This is a genomic window from Streptomyces sp. MST-110588 (genome assembly GCF_022695595.1).
GTDB lineage: Bacteria > Actinomycetota > Actinomycetes > Streptomycetales > Streptomycetaceae > Streptomyces.
The window spans coordinates 6,594,337-6,615,654 of sequence record NZ_CP074380.1 but is presented as its reverse complement, the minus strand read 5'-3'; the positions used below and the strand labels follow the sequence as shown (position 1 = coordinate 6,615,654).

The following is a 21,318-nucleotide window of genomic DNA, read 5'->3' as shown; positions in this document are numbered from 1 at the left end:
GGATCACCACACCCTGACCGCCCCGCCAGGGGCGAACGCCGGGCTGGTGGCGCCCTCGGGCACCGCCGTCAGCGGCTGTGCGATCTCCTGGACCGTGGGACCGACCCGGGCCGCGACCGGCGCCAGCAGGGCGAGGTCGAAGCCGTACACACGGGCCGCGTTGCCGCCCGCCATGGCCGCGACCTCCTCCTCGGGAAGGCCCGCGTAGGCGATCCGCAGGGCCTCGCGGCTGTGGGGGTGGGTGCCCTCGTCGTGGGGGTAGTCACTGCCCCACATGATCTTGTCCAGGCCGATGCGGTGGCGCAGCGGCACCTCGTGCGGGCGCATGAAACTGGCGCCCACCCAGCAGTTGGACCGCCACACCTCGCTCGGGGCGGCCCCCATCGACGCGGCCAGGCCGGTGCCGAACTTGGCCTCGGCCGTCCCCGCCGTGGCTTCGCTCCGCGTTCCTGCCCCCGCCGTGGCTTCCCTCCGCGTTCCCGTCCCGGTCGCCTTCTCCTCGGGTACGTGCGCGACGAGCCGCCGGTAGTAGTAGTCCAGCATCTCCAGGACACCCGGTATCCACCCCGAGCCCTGTTCGGTGAGGACGAGGGTGAGGTCCGGGTGGCGGTGGAAGGCGCCGCCGAAGACGAGGTGCCACAGGGCCCGGTGTGAGAACCAGGTCGTCTCCACCATGAACACGGCACGGGCCGCGGGTTCCTCGCCCAGGGGCGGGGAGGCGGAGCCGCCGTGGTGGTTGACCGGGATGCCCAGGTCCGCGCAGACCGCCCACAGGGGGTCGTACACCCGGGAGTGGAGTTCGGGAAGGCCGGAGCCGGGCGGGGTGCCGGGCAGCAGGACGCCGCCGGTCAGTCCCGCCTCCTTGGTCCTGCGGACCTCCCGTACCGCTTCACCGACATCGTTCAGGAGGATCTGGGCGACGCCGGCCCGCCGCCCCGGCGCGTCGGCGCAGAAGTCGGCGAGCCAGCGGTTGTGGGCGCGCAGTCCCGCCCAGCGCAGTTCGAACTCCGCGCGCGAGGGTGCCGGGGCCAGCAGCGAGGCGCTGGGGAAGAAGGGCGGAACGGTGTTGGGGAAGATCACTTCGGCGACGATGCCGTCCGCTTCCAGTTCCGCCAGCCGCCGCCGGGAGTTCCAGTTGCGGTCGGCGGTGTCGGCGAGCAGGTCCTCGTACGGATTGACGTAGTCGGCGGCCCAGGCGTCGAACGCGTCGTGGTGGCGGGACTCCAGGTACGGCTTGTAGTCCAGGAGGTCCGCGCCGGCGTGGCAGTCGGCGGAGATGACGGTGTATCGGCCGGACGCGCGCCGGGCGCTTCCTGCGTCGTACGCCTTGTCGTTGTACGCCTTGTCGTCGTATGCCTTGTCGTCGTATGCCTTGTCGTCGTATGCCTTGTCGTCGTATGCCGTACCGCCCCGGACCCTGTCGCCCCCGCCCCCGCCGGTGTCAGTCATCGCCCACTCCCACGTACGGGAAGTCGAAGCCGGTCAGCCAGTGGCGGCCGGTCGTCCGGGCGCGGCGCCAGGCGGCTTCCACCGGCGCCTGGTTCGCCGGCTGGCCCAGTTCGGCGGGCGTGGGGCCGATGCGGCGGGCGAGGGGCTCCAGCGCGGCCCGGTCGAAGCCGAAGATCTCGGTCGCCGACTCGCCCAGCATGCGGCGGGTCTCACCGATCGGAATGTCATGGAAGGTCTTCCTCAGCCAGCTACGGGTGTCGGGCCAGGTGCCCTCCGGATGCGGGAAGTCCGAGCCCCACAGGATGTTGTCGACGCCGATCTCGTAGCGCTGTGCCAGTTCGCGGCGCTTGGTGTTGGTCGCGCAGATGAAGACGTTGCGGTCGAGGTACTCGTGCGGCGGACGCTTGAGCCCGGGGAACGGCGAGAGTTTCTTGCCGCCGTGCGCGCCCATGTACAGCCGGTCCATGAACCACAGCAGGTTCGGCAGCCACCAGCAGCCCGACTCCGCGACGCCGAACCGCAGCCCGGGGTGGCGTTCGAAGACGCCGGACCACAGCAGGAACCACAGCGGCCGGGACGGCCACCAGGTGACCTCGGAGACGTAGATGCCGAGGTGGTCGCCGTACTCGTGGCGGGGCGCGGCCCCGGAGTGCGTCAGGACGGGCATCCGGGCCTCGGCGGCAGCCGCCCACACGGGGTCGTAACGGCGGTCGTGGTACGGGGCCCGCTCCCCCCACATCGCCGGGATCATCAGCGCGCCCAGGCCCGACTCCTTGGCGCGGCGGATCTCGGCGAGGACCAGATCCGGCTCGGCGGTGACGGGCAGCAGGGCGACCCCGCAGTGGCGCTCGGGGTCGGTGGCGCAGAACTCGGCGAGCCAGCGGTTGTGTGCCCGCGCGCCCGCCATGCCCAGCTCCGGGTCGTGGTCGCCGGTCAGGCCCAGGCCCACTCCGAAGGGCGGGGCGGTGCCGCTGTCCACGGCGTCGGCGTCCGGGAAGACGACCTCGGCCGCCACTCCGTCGCCGTCCAGTTCCTTGGCGCGCTGCGCGGCGTCCCAGCCTCCGCGCAGCCCTTCCTCGTGGTCGCGGAACCACTTGTCGGCGAACGCCTCGTTCCGTATGCCCAGCCGTGTCATGTCCGCGCGGCGCGCGGCACGTTGAGCGAGGAAGTCGTCGAAGGCCCGGTGGAACCGCTGCTCCAGATAGGGGCGGTACTCCTCGGTGGGCGGTCCGGCGTGGCAGTCGGAGGAGATGATCAGGTACGGACGGCTGTGCGGGTCTTCCATCGCTCGGCACCCCTCGGTCCTCGGTTCCTTCGCTTCTCAGTTCCTTCGCCTTCGCCCTTGCCCCTCGACCCTGGGCCCCTGCCCCGCCTCCCGGTCAGTCCCGGTCGAGGATGAAGCTCTCCAAATAGGCCGGGTCGGAGCGGTCCAGCATCGACTGCGACCGGGCCCTGATCTGCGCGTCGCTGCGCTCGCTCGCCGGCAGCATCCAGAATCGGCCGGCCCGGATGCCGTCCACGACCAGCTCCGCGACCTCCTCGACCGGGGTGAAGGCGACCTCGTGCCCGGCCCGCGCCATCGCCGCCTCCCACTGCTCCAGGCTGCGGTAAGGGGTCTTGCGGGGGCGTGACTTGGCGTAGCGCGCGGGCCGGTTGCGGTGCGAGGCCCACAGGCCCGTACGGAGCATGTGCGGACCGGGGAAGAGCACCGAGGCGCCCACCGCCGCCCGCTCCGCCTTCAGATGTGCGTACAGCGACTCGGTCATCGTCACGACGGCGGCCTTGGTGACGGCGTAGACGGACGCGGTGGGCAGCGGCGCGATCCCGCCGTCCGCCGAGGAGGTGTTCACGACGTGGCCGGGCTCGCCGGCCGCCAGCATCCTGGGCAGGAAGCACTGCACACCGTGGAAGACGCCCCATACGTTGACCGCGAAGGCCCACTCCCAGTCGCGCGGGTCGTGCTCCCACATGCGTCCCTCGGCGCCGGATCCCACGCCCGCGTTGTTGCACAGCACGTGGACGGCGCCGAAGGTCTCGTACGCGGCGGCGGCCAGTTCCTCCACGGACGCGCGCTCGGCGACGTCGACGGTGTGGGCCAGCACCGTCGCGCCGTCCGCGCGCAGTTCGGCCGCGGCCTTCTCCAGCGCGGGCTCCTCCACGTCCGCGAGGACCACCCGCAGCCCCTCGGCGGCGAACCGGCGTGCCATCGCCAGGCCGATCCCGCTCGCCGCACCGGTGACGACGGCGGTCTGTCCGGCGCGCAGCTCCATCAGGCGCTCCCGCCGCGCCGGGCGGGTGCCGGCCGGGAGGCAGCAGCCCCGGAGGTGGTGGCTCCGGAGGCGGTGGCCGGGGCGGCCGGCGGTGGCGGAGGCGGGGGCGGCCCGTCCAGGATCTGCCCGGCGTCGTCGTACCGCTGGTGGATGTATGGGAGCAGCGCGGCACCGCTCACCCGTTCGATGACCTCGCCTTTCTGGTCCGTGGTCTTCTCCGCGACGGTGATCTCCACCAGACGGCGCACCGGCAGGTCGGCCACCGGGTCGAAGGGCGACTCGCGCAACACCAGCTCGCCGGTGACCGCCTCCAGGCGGCGGACCCTCTCGCGGCGGGTGCAGTACACCAGCAGCGGATCGCCGTCGAAGCCCGAACCGTCCACGGCGGGCAGGAACTTGAAGTAGAAGTCCAGCTTCACGGCCGGCTCCGGCGGCGGCAGCGGCCCGGTCACCTCGCCACTCACCTCCACGAACGCCACGCCGTGCCGGGCCAGCCACGCCCGTACGGCGGTGCCGTCCCGCTCCAGGACGACCTCGCCGAGCTTCTTGGGCTCGCCGAACACCTCGCGCCCGCCGGTCAGTGCCCGCTCGTGCGTCATCGGCATGACCAGCGGATACCAGCCCGCGCGCCCGCGGTGCCGGGCGGCCACGGCCACCGAGCCGGCGCCGAGCGGCGCGCCGGGCAGCTCCACCGTGCCGATGTGTGCCCGTACGAGCGGCGTGGCGGGCGGTTCCAGGGGCGGCGGGAGCACCGCCGCGACCACCTGCGGGTCGCTCTCCCAGATGGCGGTGACTCCTGTGGACCAGATCTCCGGGAGCGGGCCGGCGGCTGCCCGTGCCGCCCTGGTCTCCGCCTCGTCGCGCGGTCCGTACCGTACGCGTGCCATGCCGTACCGCCCTTCGCCGTCCTGACGCACCGGGGGTTCCGCGTGGTTCTGTAACACGGTTACAGCGGGATGCCCGAAGGGTAAAGACATGTGCACGGACCAGATGGGAGGCACCATGCCGACACCGGCGTCCGCGCCCACGCCGCCCTCCGCATCCACACCGGACCCGGCGCCCGCCCCAGACCCTGCGCCCGCGCCGGAACCGGTCCCCGTCCAGGAACCGGCGCCCGCACCAGAACCGGCCTCTGTACAGGAACCGGCATCGACCGCACGGGCGCCGCGCGCCGGTCTGTCCCGCGCGGACGTCCTGGACGCCGCGGCGCGGCTCGTCACGAGAGACGGGCCGCAGGCGCTGACCATGCGCGCGCTCGCCGCCGAGCTGGGCAGCGCCGTGACCGCCATCTACTGGCACGTCGGCAACCGCGAGTCGCTCCTGGACGCCCTGGTCGAGCGGACGGTGCGCGACATGGGCGAGATCCGGCCGACGGGCGCCACCCCGCGGCAGCGCGTCGTCTCCGTCGCCTGCGCCCTGCGCCGTGCCCTGCGCGAGCGCCCCCATCTGATCGCGATGGTCCACGAACGCGGGCTGACGGAGCGGATGTTCCTGCCCGCGCAGCAGGCGCTGGTCCGCGAGGTGGGTGCGGCGGGGCTGCGCGGGGCGCTCGCCGCCGAGGCCGTACGAGCGGTGCAGTTCCAAGTCGTCGGTTTTGTCCTGACGGAGCGGAATCGCGAGCGCGCCCCCGCCCAGCACCCCACCGAGAGCGAGCTGTGGGCCTCCCCCACCGCCGGCCAGGACCCGGCCCTCGCCCGCGCGCTGGCCCGGCCCGCCGACACCGAACAGCTCTTCGCCGCTTCCGTACGCGCACTCGTCGACGGCCTCCTGATGAAATGAGCCGCCGACGACCGGCCTCCAGCACCCCGGCATCACCCCGCCGCCCCGCTTCCCCGTACTCCCTCGTCGCCCGTACGGGTTCCAATCCGCCCCGTACCCCTCCGCGTTGACAGCCGGCCGACACGCACCACCACCGCCCGGGCCACCACCCGCCGAGGTCACGCCCGGGTCACGTCCGGGTCACGCCGCGCCCACGGGGGCCGCGTACGAGGGGAGGGCGGCGGCGTTGTCAGTCCTGGCCCGTATCCTCAGGGACCATGCTCGAAGACCGCATGGCAGCAGCCCGCCCGATCACGCCGACGACCGGGCAGCAGCCGTCCCCGCAGGGACTCCCGGCCCCGTGGCCGGCCGCGTATCCGCAGGGGTACGCGGTGGTCGACGTGGAGACCACCGGCCTGGCCCGCGACGACCGGATAGTGTCCGCCGCCGTCTACCAGCTCGACACCCACGGCGAGGTCCAGGACCACTGGTACACCCTGGTCAACCCGCAGCGGGACCCCGGCCCGGTCTGGATCCACGGTCTGACGAGCGACATGCTGGCCACCGCCCCGCTCTTCCCCGAGATCGTCCCCGAGCTGTCCCGGCGCCTTGAAGGCCGCGTCCTGGTCGCCCACAACGCGATGTTCGACTGGTCGATGATCGCCCGCGAGTACGCCCGCGCCAGGGCCGAGGCACCCGTACGGCAGCGGCTGTGCACCATCGCCCTGTCCAAGGAACTGGGGCTGCCGCTGCCCAACCACAAACTGGAGTCCCTCGCGGCCCATTACGGAGTCGTACAGGAACGCGCCCACCACGCCCTGGACGACGCCCGGGTGCTGGCCGAGGCGTTCCGTCCCAGCCTGCTGCTGGCCGCGCAGGCGAATCTGCGCCTGCCCCTGCTGGCCTGTCAGCCGCTCACCGAGTGGTCCGACGTCCCCGCGCAACGGCGGCAGCCCTCCTCCGCCTACCGCCCCACCTCCTGGCGCCCGGCCCGCAAGCGCCCGGCGTGCCCCTACCCCAACCCCGGGCGGTACGAGCCGGGGGCCCGGCTGGTCCAGGGCATGCGGGTGGCCTTCTCCGGTGACACCTCCGTGGACCGCGAGCTGCTGGAGGACCGTGCGACCGAGGCCGGGCTGCACGTCGCCACCAGCGTCTCGCGCCTGACGAGCCTGCTGGTCACCAACGACCCGGAAGCCCAGACCTCCAAGACCGTCAAGGCCCGCTCCTTCGGCACCCCCGTCATCGACGAGGCGGCGTTCATGCAACTCCTCCAGGACGTGGCCCCCGCGCCCGCGTCCGGGCCTACCCGCTGACGCTGCCCACCTTGTCCACGATGCCCGCCCTGCCTTCCGCGCGGGCACAGTGCGCCCCGCAGTACCAGTGGCCGTCGGCCTCGACGCCCTGCCCGATGATCTGGACCCGGCAGTGCTCACAGATCGGAGCCATACGATGAATCGCACAGGCGAACGAATCGAAGACGTGCGCCGATCCGTCCTGGGTCGTGACGGTGAACGCCAGCTCATAGTCGTTCCCGCACACCTCGCAACATGTCATGAACCGCATCGTTGGGGGCACCCGGCCCACTGACAAGCCGACAGGGCTGCCATCGGAAGGTTCTACCCGGTCGGCGCAGCGCCCTGGGCGCACCGGCGACGAGCCCTGCCCGCCGCCCCTCGGGGCGCGCCGGGTGCCGATCGCCGTCGCGCCGGGACCCCCTGCCGAAGGTCCACTTCCCTCCAGGTACCGTCGAAGCCGTGTACCGCTTCCTGTTGTCCCGGCAGTGGGTGATCCTCACCCTCGTGGGTCTCGTCCTGATCCCCGTCATGATCAAGCTGGGGTACTGGCAGCTCCACCGCCATCAGCACCGCGTGGCACAAAACCAGCTCATCTCGGACAATCTCACCGCGAAGCCGGTCCCGGTCACCGACCTGACCGCGCCCGGCAAGACCCTGCCGCACCGGGACATGTGGCGCCGGGTCACGGCCACCGGTACGTACGACACCCGGCACGAGATCGTCGTACGCCAGCGCACCGCCGCCGACGAGCAGTCCATCGGCTACTACGTCGTGACCCCTCTGGACCTCGGGGACGGCAGGTCGGTCCTGGTCAACCGCGGCTGGATCGCCTCCGGCCGGGACCTGACGAAGTTCCCCCACGTGCCCGCCGCACCCGCCGGGAAGGTCACCGTCACCGGCCGCATGATGGCCGACGAGACGACCGGATCCAGCGGCATCAAGGACACGGCCGGACTGCCGGACCGGATGTTCATGCTGATCAACAGCGAGCAGCAGGCCAAGCACCTGGGGCGCCCGGTGCTCGGCGGCTACATCGAGCAGACCGCGCCCGAGCCCGCCGGCGGCAAGCCGGAGCTGGTCCCCGCGCCGGACCACGACAGCATCGGTCCGCACATGGCGTACGCGGTCCAGTGGTGGCTGTTCGCCGCGGCCGTGCCCGTCGGGTGGTTCGTCCTGGTACGCCGCGAGCGCCGGGACCGGGCCGAGGCCGCGGCCAAGGAGGCCGCCGCCCGGGAAGCCGGTACGGACCCGGACGGCTCCGATGGCCCGGACGGTTCGGATGGCTCGGATACCCCGGTTGACCCGGGCAGTTCGAATGACTCGGACAAACCGGACGGCACGGATGGCTCCGCCGTCGCCACCGGACCGGTCGCCCGTACAGCCGCCGCCACCGAATAGCACCCCCGCCCAGCGGGAAGAAAGCGCTGAGTGCACGCAGATACCGAGGACGCATACAACGAGGACCCATACATCGAGGACTACGCACTCATCGGCGACCTGCAGACCGCCGCACTCGTCCGCCGCGGCGGTTCCATCGACTGGCTGTGTCTGCCCCGCTTCGACTCCGCCGCCTGCTTCGCCGCTCTCCTCGGTGACCGGGACAACGGGCACTGGCTGCTGGCGCCCGCCGCCCCCGACGCCCGCCCCCGGCGGTCCTACCGCGGTGACTCGCTGGTCCTGGACACCGTCTGGGAGACCCCCACCGGCGCCGTCAAGGTCACCGACTTCATGCCGCAGCGCGACCGGGCGCCCGACGTCGTCCGGATCGCCGAGGGCCTGCGCGGCAGCGTCGAGATGCACAGCGTCCTGCGGCTGCGCTTCGGCTACGGCCACGTCGTGCCCTGGGTGCGCCGCGCGCAGGGCTGCCGGGTCGCGGTGGCGGGCCCCGATTCCGTATGGCTGCGCACCGAACCCGAGGTCAAGACCTACGGGCAGGACTTCAGCACCCGTTCGGAATTCACCCTCGCCCCGGGCGAGCGGGTGACCGCCGTCCTGACCTGGCACCCCTCCCATGAGCCGCGCCCGCGCGTCATCGACCCGTACGAGGCGCTGGAGTCCACTGTGGAGGACTGGGAGGCGTGGGCCGCGCGCTGCCGGTACGACGGACCGCACCGCGCGGCCGTGCTGCGCTCCCTGATCACCCTCAAGGCGCTGACCTTCGCCCCCACCGGCGGCATCGTCGCGGCCCCCACCACCTCCCTCCCCGAGGAGCTCGGCGGCGTACGCAACTGGGACTACCGCTACTGCTGGCTGCGCGACTCCAGCCTGACCCTGAAGTCCCTGGTGTCCGCCGGCTACCTGGAGGAGGCCGCCGCCTGGCGCGACTGGCTGCTGCGCGCGGTGGCCGGCGATCCCGCCGACCTCCAGATCATGTACGGCCTGGGCGGCGAGCGGCGGCTGGCGGAGAGCGAACTGCCCTGGCTGAGCGGTTACGGCGGCTCCGTGCCCGTACGCACCGGCAACGCCGCCGTCGAACAGCGTCAACTCGACGTGTACGGCGAGGTGCTGGACTCCCTGCACATCGCGCGCACCGCCGGCCTGCCGGCCAAGCCGCACTCCTGGAGCATCCAGCGCGCACTGCTGGAGTTCCTGGAGGGCAACTGGCGCGAGCCCGACGAGGGGCTGTGGGAGGTCCGCGGGCCGTGCCGGCACTTCGTGCACTCCAAGGTCATGGCCTGGGTCGCGGCGGACCGCGCCGTCCGCGCGCTGGAGGCCCGGCCCACGCTGCGCGGGGACCCGGGGCGGTGGCGGGCGATGCGTGACACCGTCCACCGCGAGGTCTGCGAGCGGGGCTACGACCCGGAGCGCAACACCTTCACCCAGTCCTACGGGTCCGCCGAACTGGACGCCGCGACCCTGCTCATCCCCCGCCTGGGTTTTCTGCCGGGCAAGGATCCCCGGGTGATCGGTACGGTCGACGCGGTACGCCGGGAGCTGGGCGCCGACGGACTCGTGCGCCGCTACACCATCGACGGCGCCACCGCCGACGGCCTGACGATCGACGGGCTGCCCGGCAGCGACGGCGCCTTCCTCGTCTGCTCCTTCTGGCTCGCCGACGCGCTGTACCTGACGGGACGTGAGCACGAGGCCCGCGCGCTGTTCGAAAAGCTGCTGACGCTCCGCAACGACGTCGGGCTGCTGGCCGAGGAGTACGACCCCGCCTTCGGCCGCCAGCTCGGCAACTACCCGCAGGCGTTCAGCCACGTCGGCCTGATCCAGACCGCCTTCACCCTGTTCGGGTCCGCCGGGGCACACTGAGTCCATGGATCTTGGACTCACCGACCGGACGTACGTCATCACCGGTGCCACCCGCGGACTGGGCCTGGCCACCGCACAGGAGCTGATCGCCGACGGCGCGAACGTCGTGATCACCGGCCGCGGCGAGGAGAGCACACACGACGCGGCGAGCGCCCTGGGCGCCCGCGCGCTCGGCGTGCCGGCCGACAACGCCGACCCGGACACGGCCGCCCGGCTGATCGCTGCGGCCCGCGAGCGCTTCGGCCGTTTCGACGGCATCCTCATCAGCGTCGGCGGTCCCCCGCCGGGCTCCGCCGCCGACCTCACCGACGAGAAGTGGCAGGCGGCCTTCGACACGGTCTTCCTCGGCGCGGTACGGCTGGCCCGTACGGCGGCGGCCGAACTCGGCGAGGGCGGGGTGATCGGCTTCGTGCTCTCCAGCTCCGTACACGAACCGGTCCCGGGCCTGACCCTCTCCAACGGCCTGCGCCCGGGCCTGGCGGGCTTCGCCAAGTCCCTGGCGAACGAGGTGGGACCGCGCGGCATCCGGGTCCTGGGCCTGCTCCCGGGCCGTATCGCCACCGACCGGCTGCGCCAGCTCGACGAGCTGTCCACCGACCCGGAGGCCGCCCGCGCCCGCAACTCCGCCGCCATCCCCCTGCGCCGCTACGGCGACCCGCGGGAGTTCGGCCGCGCCGCCGCGTTCCTGCTGTCCCCGGCGGCCTCGTACGTCACCGGAGTCATGCTCCCGGTCGACGGCGGCGCCCGCCACGGCTTCTGACCGGGAGCGCCCGCCCATGACGACCGTTCCTCCTGGCCTGACGACCACACCGCGTCCGCCCGCCACCCTCCGCCTGGAGAAGATCACCGCCGACAACTTCGACGCCGCGATCGGCCTGAAGGTCCGTCCCGATCAGGAGCACCTGGTCGCGCCGGTCGTGAAGTCCCTCGCCGAGGCGTACGTCTCCGGCGACCTGGCCTGGCCCCGCCTCATCCTGGACGGCGAGCGGCCGGTCGGCTTCCTCATGGCCTTCTTCGGCGCCGACTTCGCCGGGGACGGCAAGGGCAGCGACCTCCGCTCGGGCCTGTGGCGCCTGAACATCGCGGCCGGCGAACAGGGCCGTGGTTACGGCCGCTTCGCGGTCGCCTCGGTGGCCGCCGAGATCCGCCGCCGCGGCGGCACCCGGCTCACCACCACCTGGCACCCCGGCGAGGGCGGCCCCGAGGGCTTCTACCTGGGGCTCGGATTCCGGCCGACAGGGGAGATGAGCGGGGACCAGAAGGTGGGTGAGCTGGAATTGGACTGATGTCGCAGGTAGTGGGAGGTGCCGCGCGCGGGCACGGAGTGGCCGGGCGGTTCGTCATGCCCGGCTCCGTCAGGCCCGCTCCGTCAGGCCGGCTTCCAGCGCGCGAACGCCTCCCGCACCTCGCGGGGGGCGTGTGCGAGCGCGGCGGGGTCGGGTTCGGCCGGGGTGACGTGGGGAAGGTGGACGACGAGGTCGAAGGCTTCCAAGGGGTTCACATCGGCGTACAGGCCGCCGAAGCGCTGCCGGGAGATCGTCCGCAGGGTCTCGGTGTCGGTCGCTGACAACCGCCGCAGATCGGTGGCGAAGGGCCCGTCGTGGCTCGCCGCCATGAGCGCGTCCAGGCTTCCCGGCCGGGGCTCCTCCATGTCCACGAAGAACTCACCGGCGGCGAACCCGTCCGCGTCCGTGGTGAGGGTGGCGCCGGTCGCCGAGGTCGTACCGATGACCAGGTAGTCCCCGCCCAGTTGTCCGGCGAGCCGCATGCCCATCGTGGTGGCCCGGGGAAGGCCCGGAAGGGCCAGGGGGCAGCGCTGGATGTGTCCGTTGTGGGCGGTCAGCACGATCCGGTCCTCCCGGTCGAGGATCCACCGGACCGTGTCGGCCATCGCGCCGTCACGGAGGTCGTGCTGCCGGCCGTCGGGCCTGCCGCTCGCCAGCTCCCGGATCACCGCGTCGAGGGTGACGGTGAGGTGGAGCGAACGGTACGCCCATTCATACGCGTCCACGGTCGTCCGCCGCAGGTGGTCCGCGCGCCGGTCCGTCATGCGCGCGAGGAGCGCGGCGAGCCCCGCCGTCAGCGCGTCCTTGGCCTCGGGGGCGAGTTCCGCGTAGGCGGCCAGGGCCCGGGGGCGGAGAACGGTGACGGCGCGGCGAAGACGGAGGCCAGCTCCCGCAGGGCCGGATCGGTATGGAATCCGGGGTCGGCCTCCGCGAGATAGGCGGTTACGGCGTCCAGCCCGGGCAGCAGGGACACCACGGAGCCGGGCAGGTCGATGCCGTAGAAGCGGACCGGCGAGGAGGCGGTGCGGTTGTGCTGCCGCATCCACTCCAGGTGGTCGCGCATCTGCGTCCACAGGCCCATGAGCGAGGTCATGCCGTGCGCCATGACCGGGCCGAGCCGGTGCGGGTCCGCGAAGCCGTCCCCGTCGCCTCTTACATCGTCGCTTCGTGCATCGTCGCCTCGTGCGCCGACGTCTCGTACGCGGTCGCCTCGTGCATCGTCGCTTTGTGCGCCGTCGCCTCGTGCGCCGTCGCCGCGTACCCAGTCGTCGGTCAGCCGGCTCTCGGTGAATCCCGACTCCGTCGCGTAGGCGCTGAACCCGTGCCGCTGGACCAGGTGGCGCAACAGCCGGTGGCGCAGTTCGTAGAACTCGCGGTTGTAGTGCGCGGGCTCACCGATCGCCACGACCCGTGCGTCGCCGATCGCCCGGTCCAGCCATCCGAGGTCGTCCGGCGACCCCGCGGGGGCCGGCGGGGACAGAGGCTGGACCGCCTCGGCACTCAGCCGGGCCGGCGCGGACGAAGGGGGGTTCGGCGTCGAAGGCGGATTCGGCGTCACTGGTGGCTCCCTCGCGATTCAGGAGAAGACGGCCCGGCTCCGGAAACCCGGGCTGCATTCCCATTTTTGGGAACGGTACCAGATGTGGGACCGTGCGGGGATGGACACTCTTGACCTGCTGCTGCACCCCGTACGGCTGCGCATCGTGCACGCCATGTCCGGCGACCGGACCCGTACGACGTCCGAGCTGTGCGTGCACCTCCCCGATGTCCCCAAGACGACCGTGTACCGGCACGTGGGCCTGCTCGCGGAGGCGGGAGTGCTGGAGGTCGAGGACGAACAGCGGGTGCACGGCGCGGTCGAACGCCGCTACCGGCTGCACCGGGCGCGGACGGTGATCGACCGGGAGACGGCCGCGTCGATGACCCTGAGCGAGCATCGCCAGGGGTTCGCGGCAGCCATGGCCGCCCTGCTCACGGAGTTCAACGCCTACCTCGACCGGGATCACGCGGACCCGTCCGCCGACTCGGTCTCCTACCGGCAGTTCCCGCTCTGGCTCGACGAGGCGGAACTCGCCGAACTGATCGGTGACCTCGTCGGCGCCATCACGGCCAAGATGCACAACAAACCCGCGCCGGGCCGCAGGCCCCATCTGCTGAGCACGATCCTGTTCCCGACGGGGGAACCGGCCCACGAGTGAGCCGGCGGGCGTGTCAGCTCACCCGTATGGCTCGCCTGTTCAGCTCGCCTGTTCAGCTCACCCGTTCGGCGCGGTGCCTGACCGCGCGCAGCCGGACCTCGGCCGGGAGACGGGACAGGCCGGCCGAGTGACGGGCCCGGGTGAGTGCCTCGTCGGTGAGGCGGGTGACCACGGTGGCGGGCTCCGCGTGGGGGCCAGGGCGAGGCCGATACGCATACGGGGTTCCCGGCGCCGGCCGGCCAGCAGGACGTGGGCCCGCTCCACCCCCTCCACCGATCGGGAGTCCGCCTCCACCACGGCCTCCAGGGCCCGGCCGCGCAGCAGCGCGCCCTCGCCGTCACCGCTGTCGATGAGGACCTCCCGCACGCGGTGGCGCCGGAACTGGGCGAGCAGCCACCACAGGGCGAGCAGGACCAGGACGGCCAGCGCGGCGATGACCACCGGCCACCACCAGCCGTGGCCGGTCCAGCGCCGGCGGTCCGCTTCGGTGAGCAGCACCTCGCCGGGCCCGGCCCACGGCCACCGGTCGGGCAGCCCGAAGCCCCACCGGCCCGGCAGGTCGAGCCCGCCCAGCAGGACCAGCCCGCCGGTGCCCAGGAGCAGCAGCCCGGTCAGCGCGAGGAGGACCCGGTTGACCGTTCTGAGGACCTTGCGCATCGCGTGCTCACCCCTTCTTCACCGAGCGGCGTACCCGTACGGACAGGGCGAGCCGCCGCTGGAGCCCCAGTTGAGCCAGGCCGTCCTCCACCGCCGTGTGCAGGTCGCCCCGTACCTCCTCCAGCGGGCGGAAGTGCGAGACGGCCCGGGTCCTGGCCCTGCGGCGGCCGACGGACACCCGTACGGACTGGACGCCGGGGACCTCCATGGCCCGGTCGCGCAGCACCAGCGCCGCCGCCGAACGGTCCAGCGCGCCCCGGACGTCCGGCGTCCGGCGCGTCATCGGCAGTACGGCGCGCAGGCCCGGGGTCAGCGCCAGCGTCAGCAGCCACAGGCCGAGGACGACGGCCACGGCCGCGCCGGCCAGCACCCACGGGTCGTCCAGGTGGCGGGTCGCCAGTTCCTCGGCGAGCCGTCTGCGCCAGGCCATGGCCGGGCGGTCGGCGCGTACCGCGGCCACGTCGTACAGCAGCAGTCCGGCCGCGCCGAGCAGCACCAGCGCCACCAGCGCGGCCGGTACCCTGCGGACCGCCCAGAAGCGCCCGGAGCGCCCGGAGTGCTCCACGGGGCGGTCCGGTGCGGCGCCGGGGGACGCGGCGTCAGAAGCGGTGGTCCCAGAGGCAGTGGTGCCAGAGGCAGTGGTGCCAGAGGCGGTGGTGTCAGGCGATGCAGCGGCGGTGTCAGGGGGTGTTTCCGGGGTTTTCTTCAGGGTCAGGGGGCGGCGCGGGTCCCCCGGGCGGCCGGTGCCCTCGTCGCTCATCGCACCCTCCCCCGCCCGCCCGCTCCGCCGTCCGCGGCGACCGCAGCCGTTCGACCTCGACCGCCACCTCGGGCACGTCCATGCCCGCCAGCGCCCGTACGCGATCGGTGACATGACGCCGTACCGCGCCGCACCGGGCCCCGATGTCGCAGGGGTAGGACAGCTCCAGGGCCACCCGTACCCGTGCCTCCCCCAGGTCCTGCCGGCCCTCGCGGCGACGTACGGTCACCGTCGCGTGGGCGTCGGTGGGGTCGGTGGTGGCGGCACGCAGTGCCTCACGCGCGGCCCGGGCAGCGATCTTCGCCACGACCCGGTCCGCGATCCTCGTCGCGCCGCGCCCGGCCGCCTCGACGGCGGGAGCCCTGGCGGCTGTGGCGGCCGTGGCGGCCGGGAGCACCGTCGCCACCGGGCCTCACCGCCGCCGGGCGTCGCGGTCGCCGGTGCGCGTACGGAAGAACTCGCCGGGCTCCAGGTCCCCGTCCAGGAGCCGCCCGACGAAGAAACCGACGACGCCGAGCGCCGCCACCAGCAAAAACGCTCCGAAGCCGCCGAAGTATCCGGCGAAGCCCAGCGCCATTCCGGCCAACAGACCAGCCACGGCCATGTTCATCACGCCCTCCTTCGCTACCGCTCCGGACGGTCCCGCGCGCTCGCGCGGTCCCGCACCTCCACGCCGTACCGCGCCCTCATGCCTTACTGGAGCCTGGGCTGTTCGCTCTCGTCGTCCTCTTCGTCATCGGGCAGCTTCACGTCGCTGACGGCGATGTTGACCTCGACGACCTCCAGGCCGGTCATCCGCTCGACGGCGGAGATCACGTTCTCGCGTACGCCCGCGGCCACATCCGCGATGGGCACGCCGTACTCCACGACGATCTCCAGGTCCAGGGCGGTCTGCACCTCACCGACCTCGGCCTTGACCCCGCGGGTGACGGACTTGCCGCCGCCGGGCACCCGGTCGCGGACGGCGCCGAGCGTACGGGCGAAGCCGCTGCCCATCGCGTGCACCCCCATGACGTCCCGGGCCGCGAGTCCGGCGATCTTCTCCACGACGCCGTCGGCAATGGTCGTACGCCCCCGCGACGCGGGGTCGCCGCCGCCCCGCTTTCCGCCCGTCGCCTTCTGTGGTTCCTCGCCCTTCGGCTGCTGGCCGGCGGACTCCGACTGGCTGCGCTGCGCGGTCTCACTCATCGCCGATCGCCCCTTTCGCCGATCGTCCCTTTCCGGGGGGAGAAGCACTCTTGGCTCCGTTTCCCACATTAGGTGCGCTTCCCCGGGACCGCTGCGGGAATGCGGCAGCGGAGTGCAGCCGGGCGCCCACGGCGCGCCCGGGGCGCGAGAAGAGTGCGGTGGGAGCGCACCGGGAAGGCGCTGGGAGTCCGCCGGGAGTGCGGTGGGAATGCGCCGGGAGCGGGTCCGGCGACGGCGTTCGGGGGGATCGGCCTGCCACGGGGACGACAGTGCGGCAGGGTGGAAAGACCGTAGGACCGTACGGAAAAGGGGTGACGGCCGGATGGACGCGGACCAGTTGGTACGGACCGTACGACAGCAGCTCGGGCTCGGCCGGGTGCTGCCGCTCGGCGGCCCCGGCGACGGCTCCTGGATCACCGAACAGGCAGCCGCCGCGGCCCTGCGCGAAGCGGCCGGGGCTCTGCCGGGCATCCGTCCGGGCCGGCTGCGGCTGTCCCTGGCCGACCCGGACGTGGCGCCGCGAGCGGCCGTACCGCCGCCGCCCAGCGCGCTGCCGCCGGGGCCGCTGCGCATCACGGCGGACTTCTCGGCCGGGCCGGACCGGCCGGTGCCCGTCACCGCCGGACTGCTCCGTGAGGCCCTGCTGGCGCGGGCGGCCGACGGGCTGGGGCTGGTGGTGGCCGCGGTGGATCTGCGGGTCACCGCGCTGCTGGAGGAGGGAGAAGCTGCGGGGGCTGCCGGGGCTGTGCGGGCCTGGGGAACCGCCTCGGGGACCGGGGAGGTTTTGGACGATCCGCCGGCCGGGCGCACGGCCGGGGATGCGGGCGCGGGCCCGGAGGGAGGGCCGGCCGCGGACCCGGCCGACGAGGTGACGCGTGCGGTCCTACGGGTTCCCGGTGTCTCCAGGCCGGCGCCCGTCCTGGGCGGCTCGTCACAGGCGGTACGCCGGGAGCCGGGTCATGTGCTGGTGCAGGTGGCCGCGGGCGCGGGGCGCCGGACGCTGGACGTGGCGCTGGCCGTACGGCAGGCGGCGGCGGACGCGGCCCCCGGACCGGTCACGGTCGCGGTGCTGATCACCGCCGTCGACGCCGCCTGACCGCTACGGCATCACCGCCGACCGCCGCGTCCGACCGCGGGGCCGGAGCCGCGCCCGTACGCGCCTGCTTCCGCCCGTACGCCTGCTCCCGCCCGTACGGCCTACTCCCCCAGGCCCGCCAGGTCCCGCAGCCGCCGTGCCTGCGCGGCCCGTTCCGCGGCGCGCTGCTCCTCGTATGGTCGAGAGACCGCGCCCGCCAGCAGGGCCTTGGTCTCGATGACGGCGTCGCGCGGCGCGGCCGTGAGCGCCGCCGCCAGGTCCGCCACCGCGCCGTCCAGTTCACCGGCCGGCACCACGAGGTTGGCCAGGCCCGTGCGCTCGGCCTCGTCCGCGTACACGAAACGCCCGGTGACGCAGATTTCCAGGGCGCGCGCATAGCCCACCAGCGCGACCAGCGGGTGGGTGCCGGTCAGGTCCGGCACCAGCCCCAGGCTGGTCTCCCGCATCGCGAACTGCGCGTCCTGCGCGCACACCCGCAGGTCGCAGGCGAGCGCGAGCTGGAAGCCCGCTCCGATCGCGTGTCCCTGGACGGCGGCCACCGACACCAGGTCCGGGCGCCGCCACCAGGTGAACGCTTCTTGGTAGCCGGCGATGGCGGCGTCCAGTTCCGCGTCGGAACCGCGCGCGAGGTCGAGGAAGGACGGTTCGCCCTCGAAGCCCTCGGGGGTGAACGCCTGGCGGTCCAGGCCCGCGGAGAAGGACTTGCCCTCGCCGCGTACCACGACGACCCGTACGTTCCCCGGCAGCAGCGATCCCGCCTCGGCCAGTGCCCGCCACATGGCGGGCGACTGCGCGTTGCGCTTGGCCGCGTTGGCGAGGGTCACCGTGGCGATCGCGTCGTCCACGGTGAGCCGCACACCGTCCTTGTCGAGCAGAGTCATGGATTGCCTCCGAGTCAGCCGACCACACCCGTGCGCGCGGGAGTGAACCGGCACGCACGCGCTTAAGTGACTGAACAGTAACCACCCGGTCGTCTGCTCGACCGACCGGGTGGCACCATCGGCTGTCCCGGAAGCGCTGTACGCCTCGTGTCAGGCCGAGGCGGCCTTCTTGCCCCTTGTCGCTCCGCCGCGTCCCCGCAGGATCACACCGGATTCGGTGAGCATCCGGTGGACGAACCCGTAGGAGCGGCCGGTCTCTTCGGCCAGCGCCCGGATGCTTGCACCGGAGTCGTACTTCTTCTTCAGGTCTGCCGCGAGCTTCTCGCGCGCGGCGCCGGTAACCCGGCTGCCCTTCTTCAGAGTCTCGGCCACCCGTGCCTCCTCATGGGAAGTGCGCTCTGGACTCTCATGATCACCCCTCCCGGGCTTCCTGGCCACCCATTCAGCAAGGTCCGTAGGACATCGTTTGCCGTCAAGGGCGCCGGATTGACGCCGGGAATCAGATATTCCGCTTGCGGTGTACGCCGCCGTGAAGCGACAGCCACAGGGAAGCAGCAGGTCAAGCGGTACGGGAGGGAACAGGTGAAGGCCGGGCCGGTGGGGCCCGGCCTTCCCGGGAAGACTCGCCGGTGTACGAGCCGTTCTCACTCAGATGATGGATCACGCCTCGGCCGAATGATCCATACGGCCTTGATCAGGCCAGCGCCACAAGGTCGGCGTAGTCCGGGCCCCACAGGTCCTCGACGCCGTCCGGCAGCAGGATGATGCGCTCCGGCTGGAGGGCGTCCACCGCTCCCTCGTCGTGCGTCACCAGCACCACGGCGCCGGTGAAGGTGTGCAGCGCGCCCAGGATCTCCTCGCGGCTGGCCGGGTCGAGGTTGTTCGTCGGCTCGTCCAGCAGCAGCACGTTGGCGGAGGAGACGACCAGGGTGGCCAGCGCCAGCCGGGTCTTCTCGCCACCGGAGAGCACCCCGGCGGGCTTGTCGACGTCGTCGCCGGAGAAGAGGAAGGAGCCGAGCGTCTTGCGGATGTCGACCAGGTCCATGTCCGGGGCGGCCGAGCGCATGTTCTCCAGGACCGTACGGTCCGGGTCCAGCGTCTCGTGCTCCTGGGCGTAGTAGCCCAGCTTCAGGCCGTGGCCGGGGCGGACCTCGCCGGTGTCGGGCTTCTCGACGCCGGCCAGCAGCCGCAGCAGGGTCGTCTTGCCCGCGCCGTTGAGCCCGAGGATGACCACCCGCGAACCCTTGTCGATGGCCAGGTCGACGTCGGTGAAGATCTCCAGCGAGCCGTAGGACTTGGACAGGCCCTCGGCGGTGAGCGGGGTCTTGCCGCACGGCGCCGGGTCCGGGAAGCGCAGCTTGGCGACCTTGTCGGCGGCCCGCACCTCCTCCAGGCCGGCCAGCAGCCGCTCTGCGCGCCGGGCCATGTTCTGCGCGGCGACGGTCTTGGTGGCCTTGGCCCGCATCTTGTCGGCCTGGGAGTTGAGCGCTGCGGCCTTCTTCTCGGCGTTGGCACGCTCGCGCTTGCGGCGCTTCTCGTCGGCCTCGCGCTGCTGCTGGTAGAGCTTCCAGCCCATGTTGTAGATGTCGATCTGGGCGCGGTTGGCGTCCAGGTAGAAGACCTTGTTGACGACCGTCTCGACCAGGTCGACGTCGTGGGAGATGACGATGAAGCCGCCGCGGTAGGTCTTGAGGTAGTCGCGCAGCCAGGCGATGGAGTCGGCGTCCAGGTGGTTGGTCGGCTCGTCCAGGAGCAGGATGTCGGAGTCCGAGAAGAGGATGCGGGCCAGCTCCACGCGGCGGCGCTGACCGCCGGAGAGCGTGTGGAGAGGCTGGTTGAGGATGCGGTCGGGCAGGCCCAGGCTGGCGGCGATGGTCGCGGCCTCCGCCTCGGCGGCGTAACCGCCCTTGGTCAGGAACTCCGTCTCCAGGCGCTCGTACTTCTTCATCGCCTTCTCACGGGTGGCGCCCTTGCCGTTCGCCATCCGGTCCTCGTTCTCGCGCATCTTGCGCAGCACGCTGTCCAGCTCGCGGGCGGAGAGGATGCGGTCGCGGGCGAGCACGTCCAGGTCACCGGTGCGCGGGTCCTGCGGGAGATAGCCGACGTCGCCGGAGCGGGTGACCGTCCCGGCGGCGGGGGCACCCTGTCCGGCCAGCACCTTGGTGAGCGTGGTCTTGCCCGCGCCGTTGCGGCCGACCAGGCCGATGCGGTCGCCCTTGGCGACACGGAAGGACGCGGACTCGATGAGGACACGGGCGCCGGCGCGCAGCTCAAGGCCGGAGGCGGTGATCACGGAAAGACTCCAGGGCAGGTAAGGACAGCGGGAAGGACGGGATGAACACCACCGTGCGCGGCGCGCCACCGAAGAGGGTGGGGCCGGGCGACGGGCGGGCCGGCGCCGTCTAATGCACGAGGAGAATTGCCATGGAAACCAGTCTAGCGGTGGGCTGCAACCAGTTTTCCCGGGCCGTCGGTCTCGCGCGCCGGGGGTGCGGGGGGGTGCCCGCGGACGCACGGAGGTGCCTGCGGACGTCCGCAGGTGCCCGTCGGCCGACGGTCCCGGCCCGTCTCCGGCCCGGCCTCCGGGCGGGTATCCGGCCAGGTCCGGGGCCCGGCGCCCGGTGTCCGGCGGGCGTTGTCAGACCCCGGTGCAAGACTGTGACACAGATCGCACGACAGGCCGAAGAAGAGACCGTACGAAGGACGGTGATCATCATGGCCGACACCGCAACGGGTGCGCCCACCCTCTTCCCCACGCTGCTCTACCGGGACGCCAAGGCGGCCATCCGGCAGCTCACCGAAGGGTTCGGTTTCACCCGCGACGCACTGTACGAGAGCGAGGACGGCACGGTGCTGCACGCCGAGCTGTCCTACGGCAACGGCACGGTGATGCTGGGCTCCAAAGGGCACGGCGGCGTCTACGGCGAGGCGATGCGGGACGCGGGGCCGGCCGGTGTCTATGTCGTCGTCCAGGACCCGGACGCGCACCACAAGCGGGCCGAGCAGGCCGGGGTGGAGATACTGACGCCGCCCACGGACCAGGAATACGGCTCGCGGGACTACACGGCCCGTGACGCCGAGGGCAACTTGTGGACCTTCGGGACGTACACACCGGGGGCGACCCTGAGCTGACGGCCGGCCGGTCTGCCGGGCTCGGCCGCCGGTACGGTCAGGTGGGCCGGGCCGCCGATACGGTGCGGTGCGGTGCGTCCGGCCGCCCCG

General features: G+C 72.7%; 23 protein-coding genes and 1 pseudogene. 9 read left to right on the top strand and 15 right to left on the bottom strand.

Annotated features, from left to right (window positions below):
• Positions 1 to 3: 3 nt before the first annotated feature.
• The 4 genes from KGS77_RS28985 to KGS77_RS28970 form a co-directional block, all read right to left on the bottom strand.
• Complete coding sequence (locus KGS77_RS28985) at positions 4 to 1,449, bottom strand: amidohydrolase family protein (RefSeq protein ID WP_242586098.1); 1,446 nt, start codon at positions 1,447 to 1,449, stop codon at positions 4 to 6.
• A complete protein-coding gene (locus tag KGS77_RS28980) occupies positions 1,442 to 2,734 on the bottom strand; it encodes an amidohydrolase family protein (RefSeq protein ID WP_242586097.1) in 1,293 nt (430 codons plus the stop codon). The genes KGS77_RS28985 and KGS77_RS28980 overlap by 8 nt, the downstream gene beginning before the upstream one ends.
• Positions 2,735 to 2,828: 94 nt before the next feature.
• Positions 2,829 to 3,719 carry an SDR family NAD(P)-dependent oxidoreductase gene (locus KGS77_RS28975; RefSeq protein WP_242586096.1) on the bottom strand — a complete coding sequence of 297 codons (891 nt, stop codon included), beginning with the start codon at positions 3,717 to 3,719 and terminating at the stop codon, positions 2,829 to 2,831.
• Complete coding sequence (locus tag KGS77_RS28970) at positions 3,719 to 4,606, bottom strand: acetoacetate decarboxylase family protein (protein WP_242586095.1); 888 nt, start codon at positions 4,604 to 4,606, stop codon at positions 3,719 to 3,721. The genes KGS77_RS28975 and KGS77_RS28970 overlap by 1 nt, the downstream gene beginning before the upstream one ends.
• 115 nt (positions 4,607 to 4,721) lie before the next feature.
• Between KGS77_RS28970 and KGS77_RS28965 the strand changes: the two genes are divergently transcribed.
• Positions 4,722 to 5,498: a helix-turn-helix domain-containing protein gene (locus tag KGS77_RS28965; protein ID WP_347404541.1), complete on the top strand. Its 777-nt coding sequence runs from the start codon at positions 4,722 to 4,724 to the stop codon at positions 5,496 to 5,498.
• A 272-nt stretch (positions 5,499 to 5,770) separates the two neighbouring features.
• Positions 5,771 to 6,790 carry a DEDDh family exonuclease gene (locus KGS77_RS28960; RefSeq protein ID WP_242587754.1) on the top strand — a complete coding sequence of 340 codons (1,020 nt, stop codon included), beginning with the start codon at positions 5,771 to 5,773 and terminating at the stop codon, positions 6,788 to 6,790.
• Here the strand turns inward: KGS77_RS28960 and KGS77_RS28955 are convergent.
• A complete protein-coding gene (locus KGS77_RS28955; protein WP_242586094.1) occupies positions 6,780 to 7,031 on the bottom strand; it encodes a hypothetical protein in 252 nt (83 codons plus the stop codon). The two genes, KGS77_RS28960 and KGS77_RS28955, sit on opposite strands and share 11 nt — an antisense overlap.
• Before the next feature lie 200 nt (positions 7,032 to 7,231).
• On the opposite strand from KGS77_RS28955, the gene KGS77_RS28950 reads away from it, so the two are divergent.
• From KGS77_RS28950 to KGS77_RS28935, 4 genes are read left to right on the top strand one after another with little or no spacing between them, the layout of a single operon-like run.
• On the top strand, positions 7,232 to 8,170 hold the full coding sequence (locus KGS77_RS28950; RefSeq protein WP_242586093.1) for an SURF1 family protein: 939 nt from the start codon (positions 7,232 to 7,234) through the stop codon (positions 8,168 to 8,170).
• A 30-nt stretch (positions 8,171 to 8,200) separates the two neighbouring features.
• Positions 8,201 to 10,030, top strand: coding sequence for a glycoside hydrolase family 15 protein (locus tag KGS77_RS28945; protein ID WP_242586092.1), 1,830 nt, complete (start codon positions 8,201 to 8,203; stop codon positions 10,028 to 10,030).
• Positions 10,031 to 10,034: 4 nt separating this feature from the next.
• Positions 10,035 to 10,790, top strand: coding sequence for an SDR family oxidoreductase (locus KGS77_RS28940; RefSeq protein WP_242586091.1), 756 nt, complete (start codon positions 10,035 to 10,037; stop codon positions 10,788 to 10,790).
• Positions 10,791 to 10,806: 16 nt separating this feature from the next.
• Positions 10,807 to 11,316: a GNAT family N-acetyltransferase gene (locus KGS77_RS28935; protein WP_242586090.1), complete on the top strand. Its 510-nt coding sequence runs from the start codon at positions 10,807 to 10,809 to the stop codon at positions 11,314 to 11,316.
• A gap of 83 nt (positions 11,317 to 11,399) precedes the next feature.
• Here KGS77_RS28935 and KGS77_RS34725 read toward each other — a convergent pair whose 3' ends face one another.
• Both KGS77_RS34725 and KGS77_RS34720 read right to left on the bottom strand, forming a co-directional pair.
• Positions 11,400 to 12,155: an erythromycin esterase family protein gene (locus KGS77_RS34725; protein ID WP_347404594.1), complete on the bottom strand. Its 756-nt coding sequence runs from the start codon at positions 12,153 to 12,155 to the stop codon at positions 11,400 to 11,402.
• Complete coding sequence (locus KGS77_RS34720; protein ID WP_277994280.1) at positions 12,110 to 12,874, bottom strand: erythromycin esterase family protein; 765 nt, start codon at positions 12,872 to 12,874, stop codon at positions 12,110 to 12,112. The genes KGS77_RS34725 and KGS77_RS34720 overlap by 46 nt, the downstream gene beginning before the upstream one ends.
• Positions 12,875 to 12,974: 100 nt before the next feature.
• On the opposite strand from KGS77_RS34720, the gene KGS77_RS28925 reads away from it, so the two are divergent.
• On the top strand, positions 12,975 to 13,514 hold the full coding sequence (locus KGS77_RS28925; protein WP_242586089.1) for a helix-turn-helix domain-containing protein: 540 nt from the start codon (positions 12,975 to 12,977) through the stop codon (positions 13,512 to 13,514).
• Positions 13,515 to 13,566: 52 nt separating this feature from the next.
• On the opposite strand, the pseudogene amaP reads toward KGS77_RS28925, so the two are convergent.
• The 5 genes and pseudogenes from amaP to KGS77_RS28900 form a co-directional block, all read right to left on the bottom strand.
• A pseudogene (amaP, locus tag KGS77_RS28920) lies at positions 13,567 to 14,171 on the bottom strand (alkaline shock response membrane anchor protein AmaP).
• A 7-nt stretch (positions 14,172 to 14,178) separates the two neighbouring features.
• Positions 14,179 to 14,931 (bottom strand): DUF6286 domain-containing protein, encoded by a 753-nt coding sequence (locus tag KGS77_RS28915; RefSeq protein ID WP_242586088.1) that lies wholly within the window; start codon positions 14,929 to 14,931, stop codon positions 14,179 to 14,181.
• Positions 14,852 to 15,328, bottom strand: a complete 477-nt coding sequence (locus KGS77_RS28910; RefSeq protein ID WP_242587753.1) for a hypothetical protein — start codon at positions 15,326 to 15,328, stop codon at positions 14,852 to 14,854. The genes KGS77_RS28915 and KGS77_RS28910 overlap by 80 nt, the downstream gene beginning before the upstream one ends.
• A gap of 15 nt (positions 15,329 to 15,343) precedes the next feature.
• Positions 15,344 to 15,541, bottom strand: coding sequence for a hypothetical protein (locus KGS77_RS28905; RefSeq protein ID WP_242586087.1), 198 nt, complete (start codon positions 15,539 to 15,541; stop codon positions 15,344 to 15,346).
• A gap of 83 nt (positions 15,542 to 15,624) precedes the next feature.
• Positions 15,625 to 16,119 carry an Asp23/Gls24 family envelope stress response protein gene (locus KGS77_RS28900; protein ID WP_242586086.1) on the bottom strand — a complete coding sequence of 165 codons (495 nt, stop codon included), beginning with the start codon at positions 16,117 to 16,119 and terminating at the stop codon, positions 15,625 to 15,627.
• A gap of 322 nt (positions 16,120 to 16,441) precedes the next feature.
• Between KGS77_RS28900 and KGS77_RS28895 the strand changes: the two genes are divergently transcribed.
• Positions 16,442 to 17,215: a hypothetical protein gene (locus tag KGS77_RS28895; protein ID WP_242586085.1), complete on the top strand. Its 774-nt coding sequence runs from the start codon at positions 16,442 to 16,444 to the stop codon at positions 17,213 to 17,215.
• 101 nt (positions 17,216 to 17,316) lie between these two features.
• On the opposite strand, the gene KGS77_RS28890 is transcribed toward KGS77_RS28895, so the two are convergent.
• From KGS77_RS28890 to KGS77_RS28880, 3 genes are all read right to left on the bottom strand, one after another.
• Positions 17,317 to 18,096, bottom strand: coding sequence for an enoyl-CoA hydratase/isomerase family protein (locus tag KGS77_RS28890; RefSeq protein WP_242586084.1), 780 nt, complete (start codon positions 18,094 to 18,096; stop codon positions 17,317 to 17,319).
• 150 nt (positions 18,097 to 18,246) lie between these two features.
• Positions 18,247 to 18,468: a helix-turn-helix domain-containing protein gene (locus KGS77_RS28885; RefSeq protein ID WP_242586083.1), complete on the bottom strand. Its 222-nt coding sequence runs from the start codon at positions 18,466 to 18,468 to the stop codon at positions 18,247 to 18,249.
• Positions 18,469 to 18,790: 322 nt separating this feature from the next.
• A complete protein-coding gene (locus tag KGS77_RS28880) occupies positions 18,791 to 20,389 on the bottom strand; it encodes an ABC-F family ATP-binding cassette domain-containing protein (protein WP_242586082.1) in 1,599 nt (532 codons plus the stop codon).
• Between the two features lie 422 nt (positions 20,390 to 20,811).
• Here KGS77_RS28880 and KGS77_RS28875 point away from each other — a divergent pair, with 422 nt between their 5' ends.
• The gene (locus KGS77_RS28875) at positions 20,812 to 21,228 is read left to right on the top strand and encodes a VOC family protein (RefSeq protein ID WP_242586081.1); all 417 of its coding nucleotides are present in this window, start codon (positions 20,812 to 20,814) and stop codon (positions 21,226 to 21,228) included.
• Positions 21,229 to 21,318 lie beyond the last annotated feature (90 nt).

Coding starts and splice junctions, on each gene's coding strand:
- KGS77_RS28960 (WP_242587754.1), top strand. CDS start 5,771: ATGGCAGCAGCCCGCCCGATCACGCCGACGACCGGGCAGCAGCCGTCC.
- KGS77_RS28925 (WP_242586089.1), top strand. CDS start 12,975: ATGGACACTCTTGACCTGCTGCTGCACCCCGTACGGCTGCGCATCGTG.
- KGS77_RS28900 (WP_242586086.1), bottom strand. CDS start 16,119: ATGAGTGAGACCGCGCAGCGCAGCCAGTCGGAGTCCGCCGGCCAGCAG.
- KGS77_RS28970 (WP_242586095.1), bottom strand. CDS start 4,606: ATGGCACGCGTACGGTACGGACCGCGCGACGAGGCGGAGACCAGGGCG.
- KGS77_RS28955 (WP_242586094.1), bottom strand. CDS start 7,031: ATGACATGTTGCGAGGTGTGCGGGAACGACTATGAGCTGGCGTTCACC.
- KGS77_RS28895 (WP_242586085.1), top strand. CDS start 16,442: ATGGACGCGGACCAGTTGGTACGGACCGTACGACAGCAGCTCGGGCTC.
- KGS77_RS28965 (WP_347404541.1), top strand. CDS start 4,722: ATGCCGACACCGGCGTCCGCGCCCACGCCGCCCTCCGCATCCACACCG.
- KGS77_RS28985 (WP_242586098.1), bottom strand. CDS start 1,449: ATGACTGACACCGGCGGGGGCGGGGGCGACAGGGTCCGGGGCGGTACG.
- KGS77_RS28875 (WP_242586081.1), top strand. CDS start 20,812: ATGGCCGACACCGCAACGGGTGCGCCCACCCTCTTCCCCACGCTGCTC.
- KGS77_RS28915 (WP_242586088.1), bottom strand. CDS start 14,931: ATGAGCGACGAGGGCACCGGCCGCCCGGGGGACCCGCGCCGCCCCCTG.
- KGS77_RS28980 (WP_242586097.1), bottom strand. CDS start 2,734: ATGGAAGACCCGCACAGCCGTCCGTACCTGATCATCTCCTCCGACTGC.
- KGS77_RS28935 (WP_242586090.1), top strand. CDS start 10,807: ATGACGACCGTTCCTCCTGGCCTGACGACCACACCGCGTCCGCCCGCC.
- KGS77_RS28890 (WP_242586084.1), bottom strand. CDS start 18,096: ATGACTCTGCTCGACAAGGACGGTGTGCGGCTCACCGTGGACGACGCG.
- KGS77_RS28905 (WP_242586087.1), bottom strand. CDS start 15,541: ATGAACATGGCCGTGGCTGGTCTGTTGGCCGGAATGGCGCTGGGCTTC.
- KGS77_RS28975 (WP_242586096.1), bottom strand. CDS start 3,719: ATGGAGCTGCGCGCCGGACAGACCGCCGTCGTCACCGGTGCGGCGAGC.
- KGS77_RS28940 (WP_242586091.1), top strand. CDS start 10,035: ATGGATCTTGGACTCACCGACCGGACGTACGTCATCACCGGTGCCACC.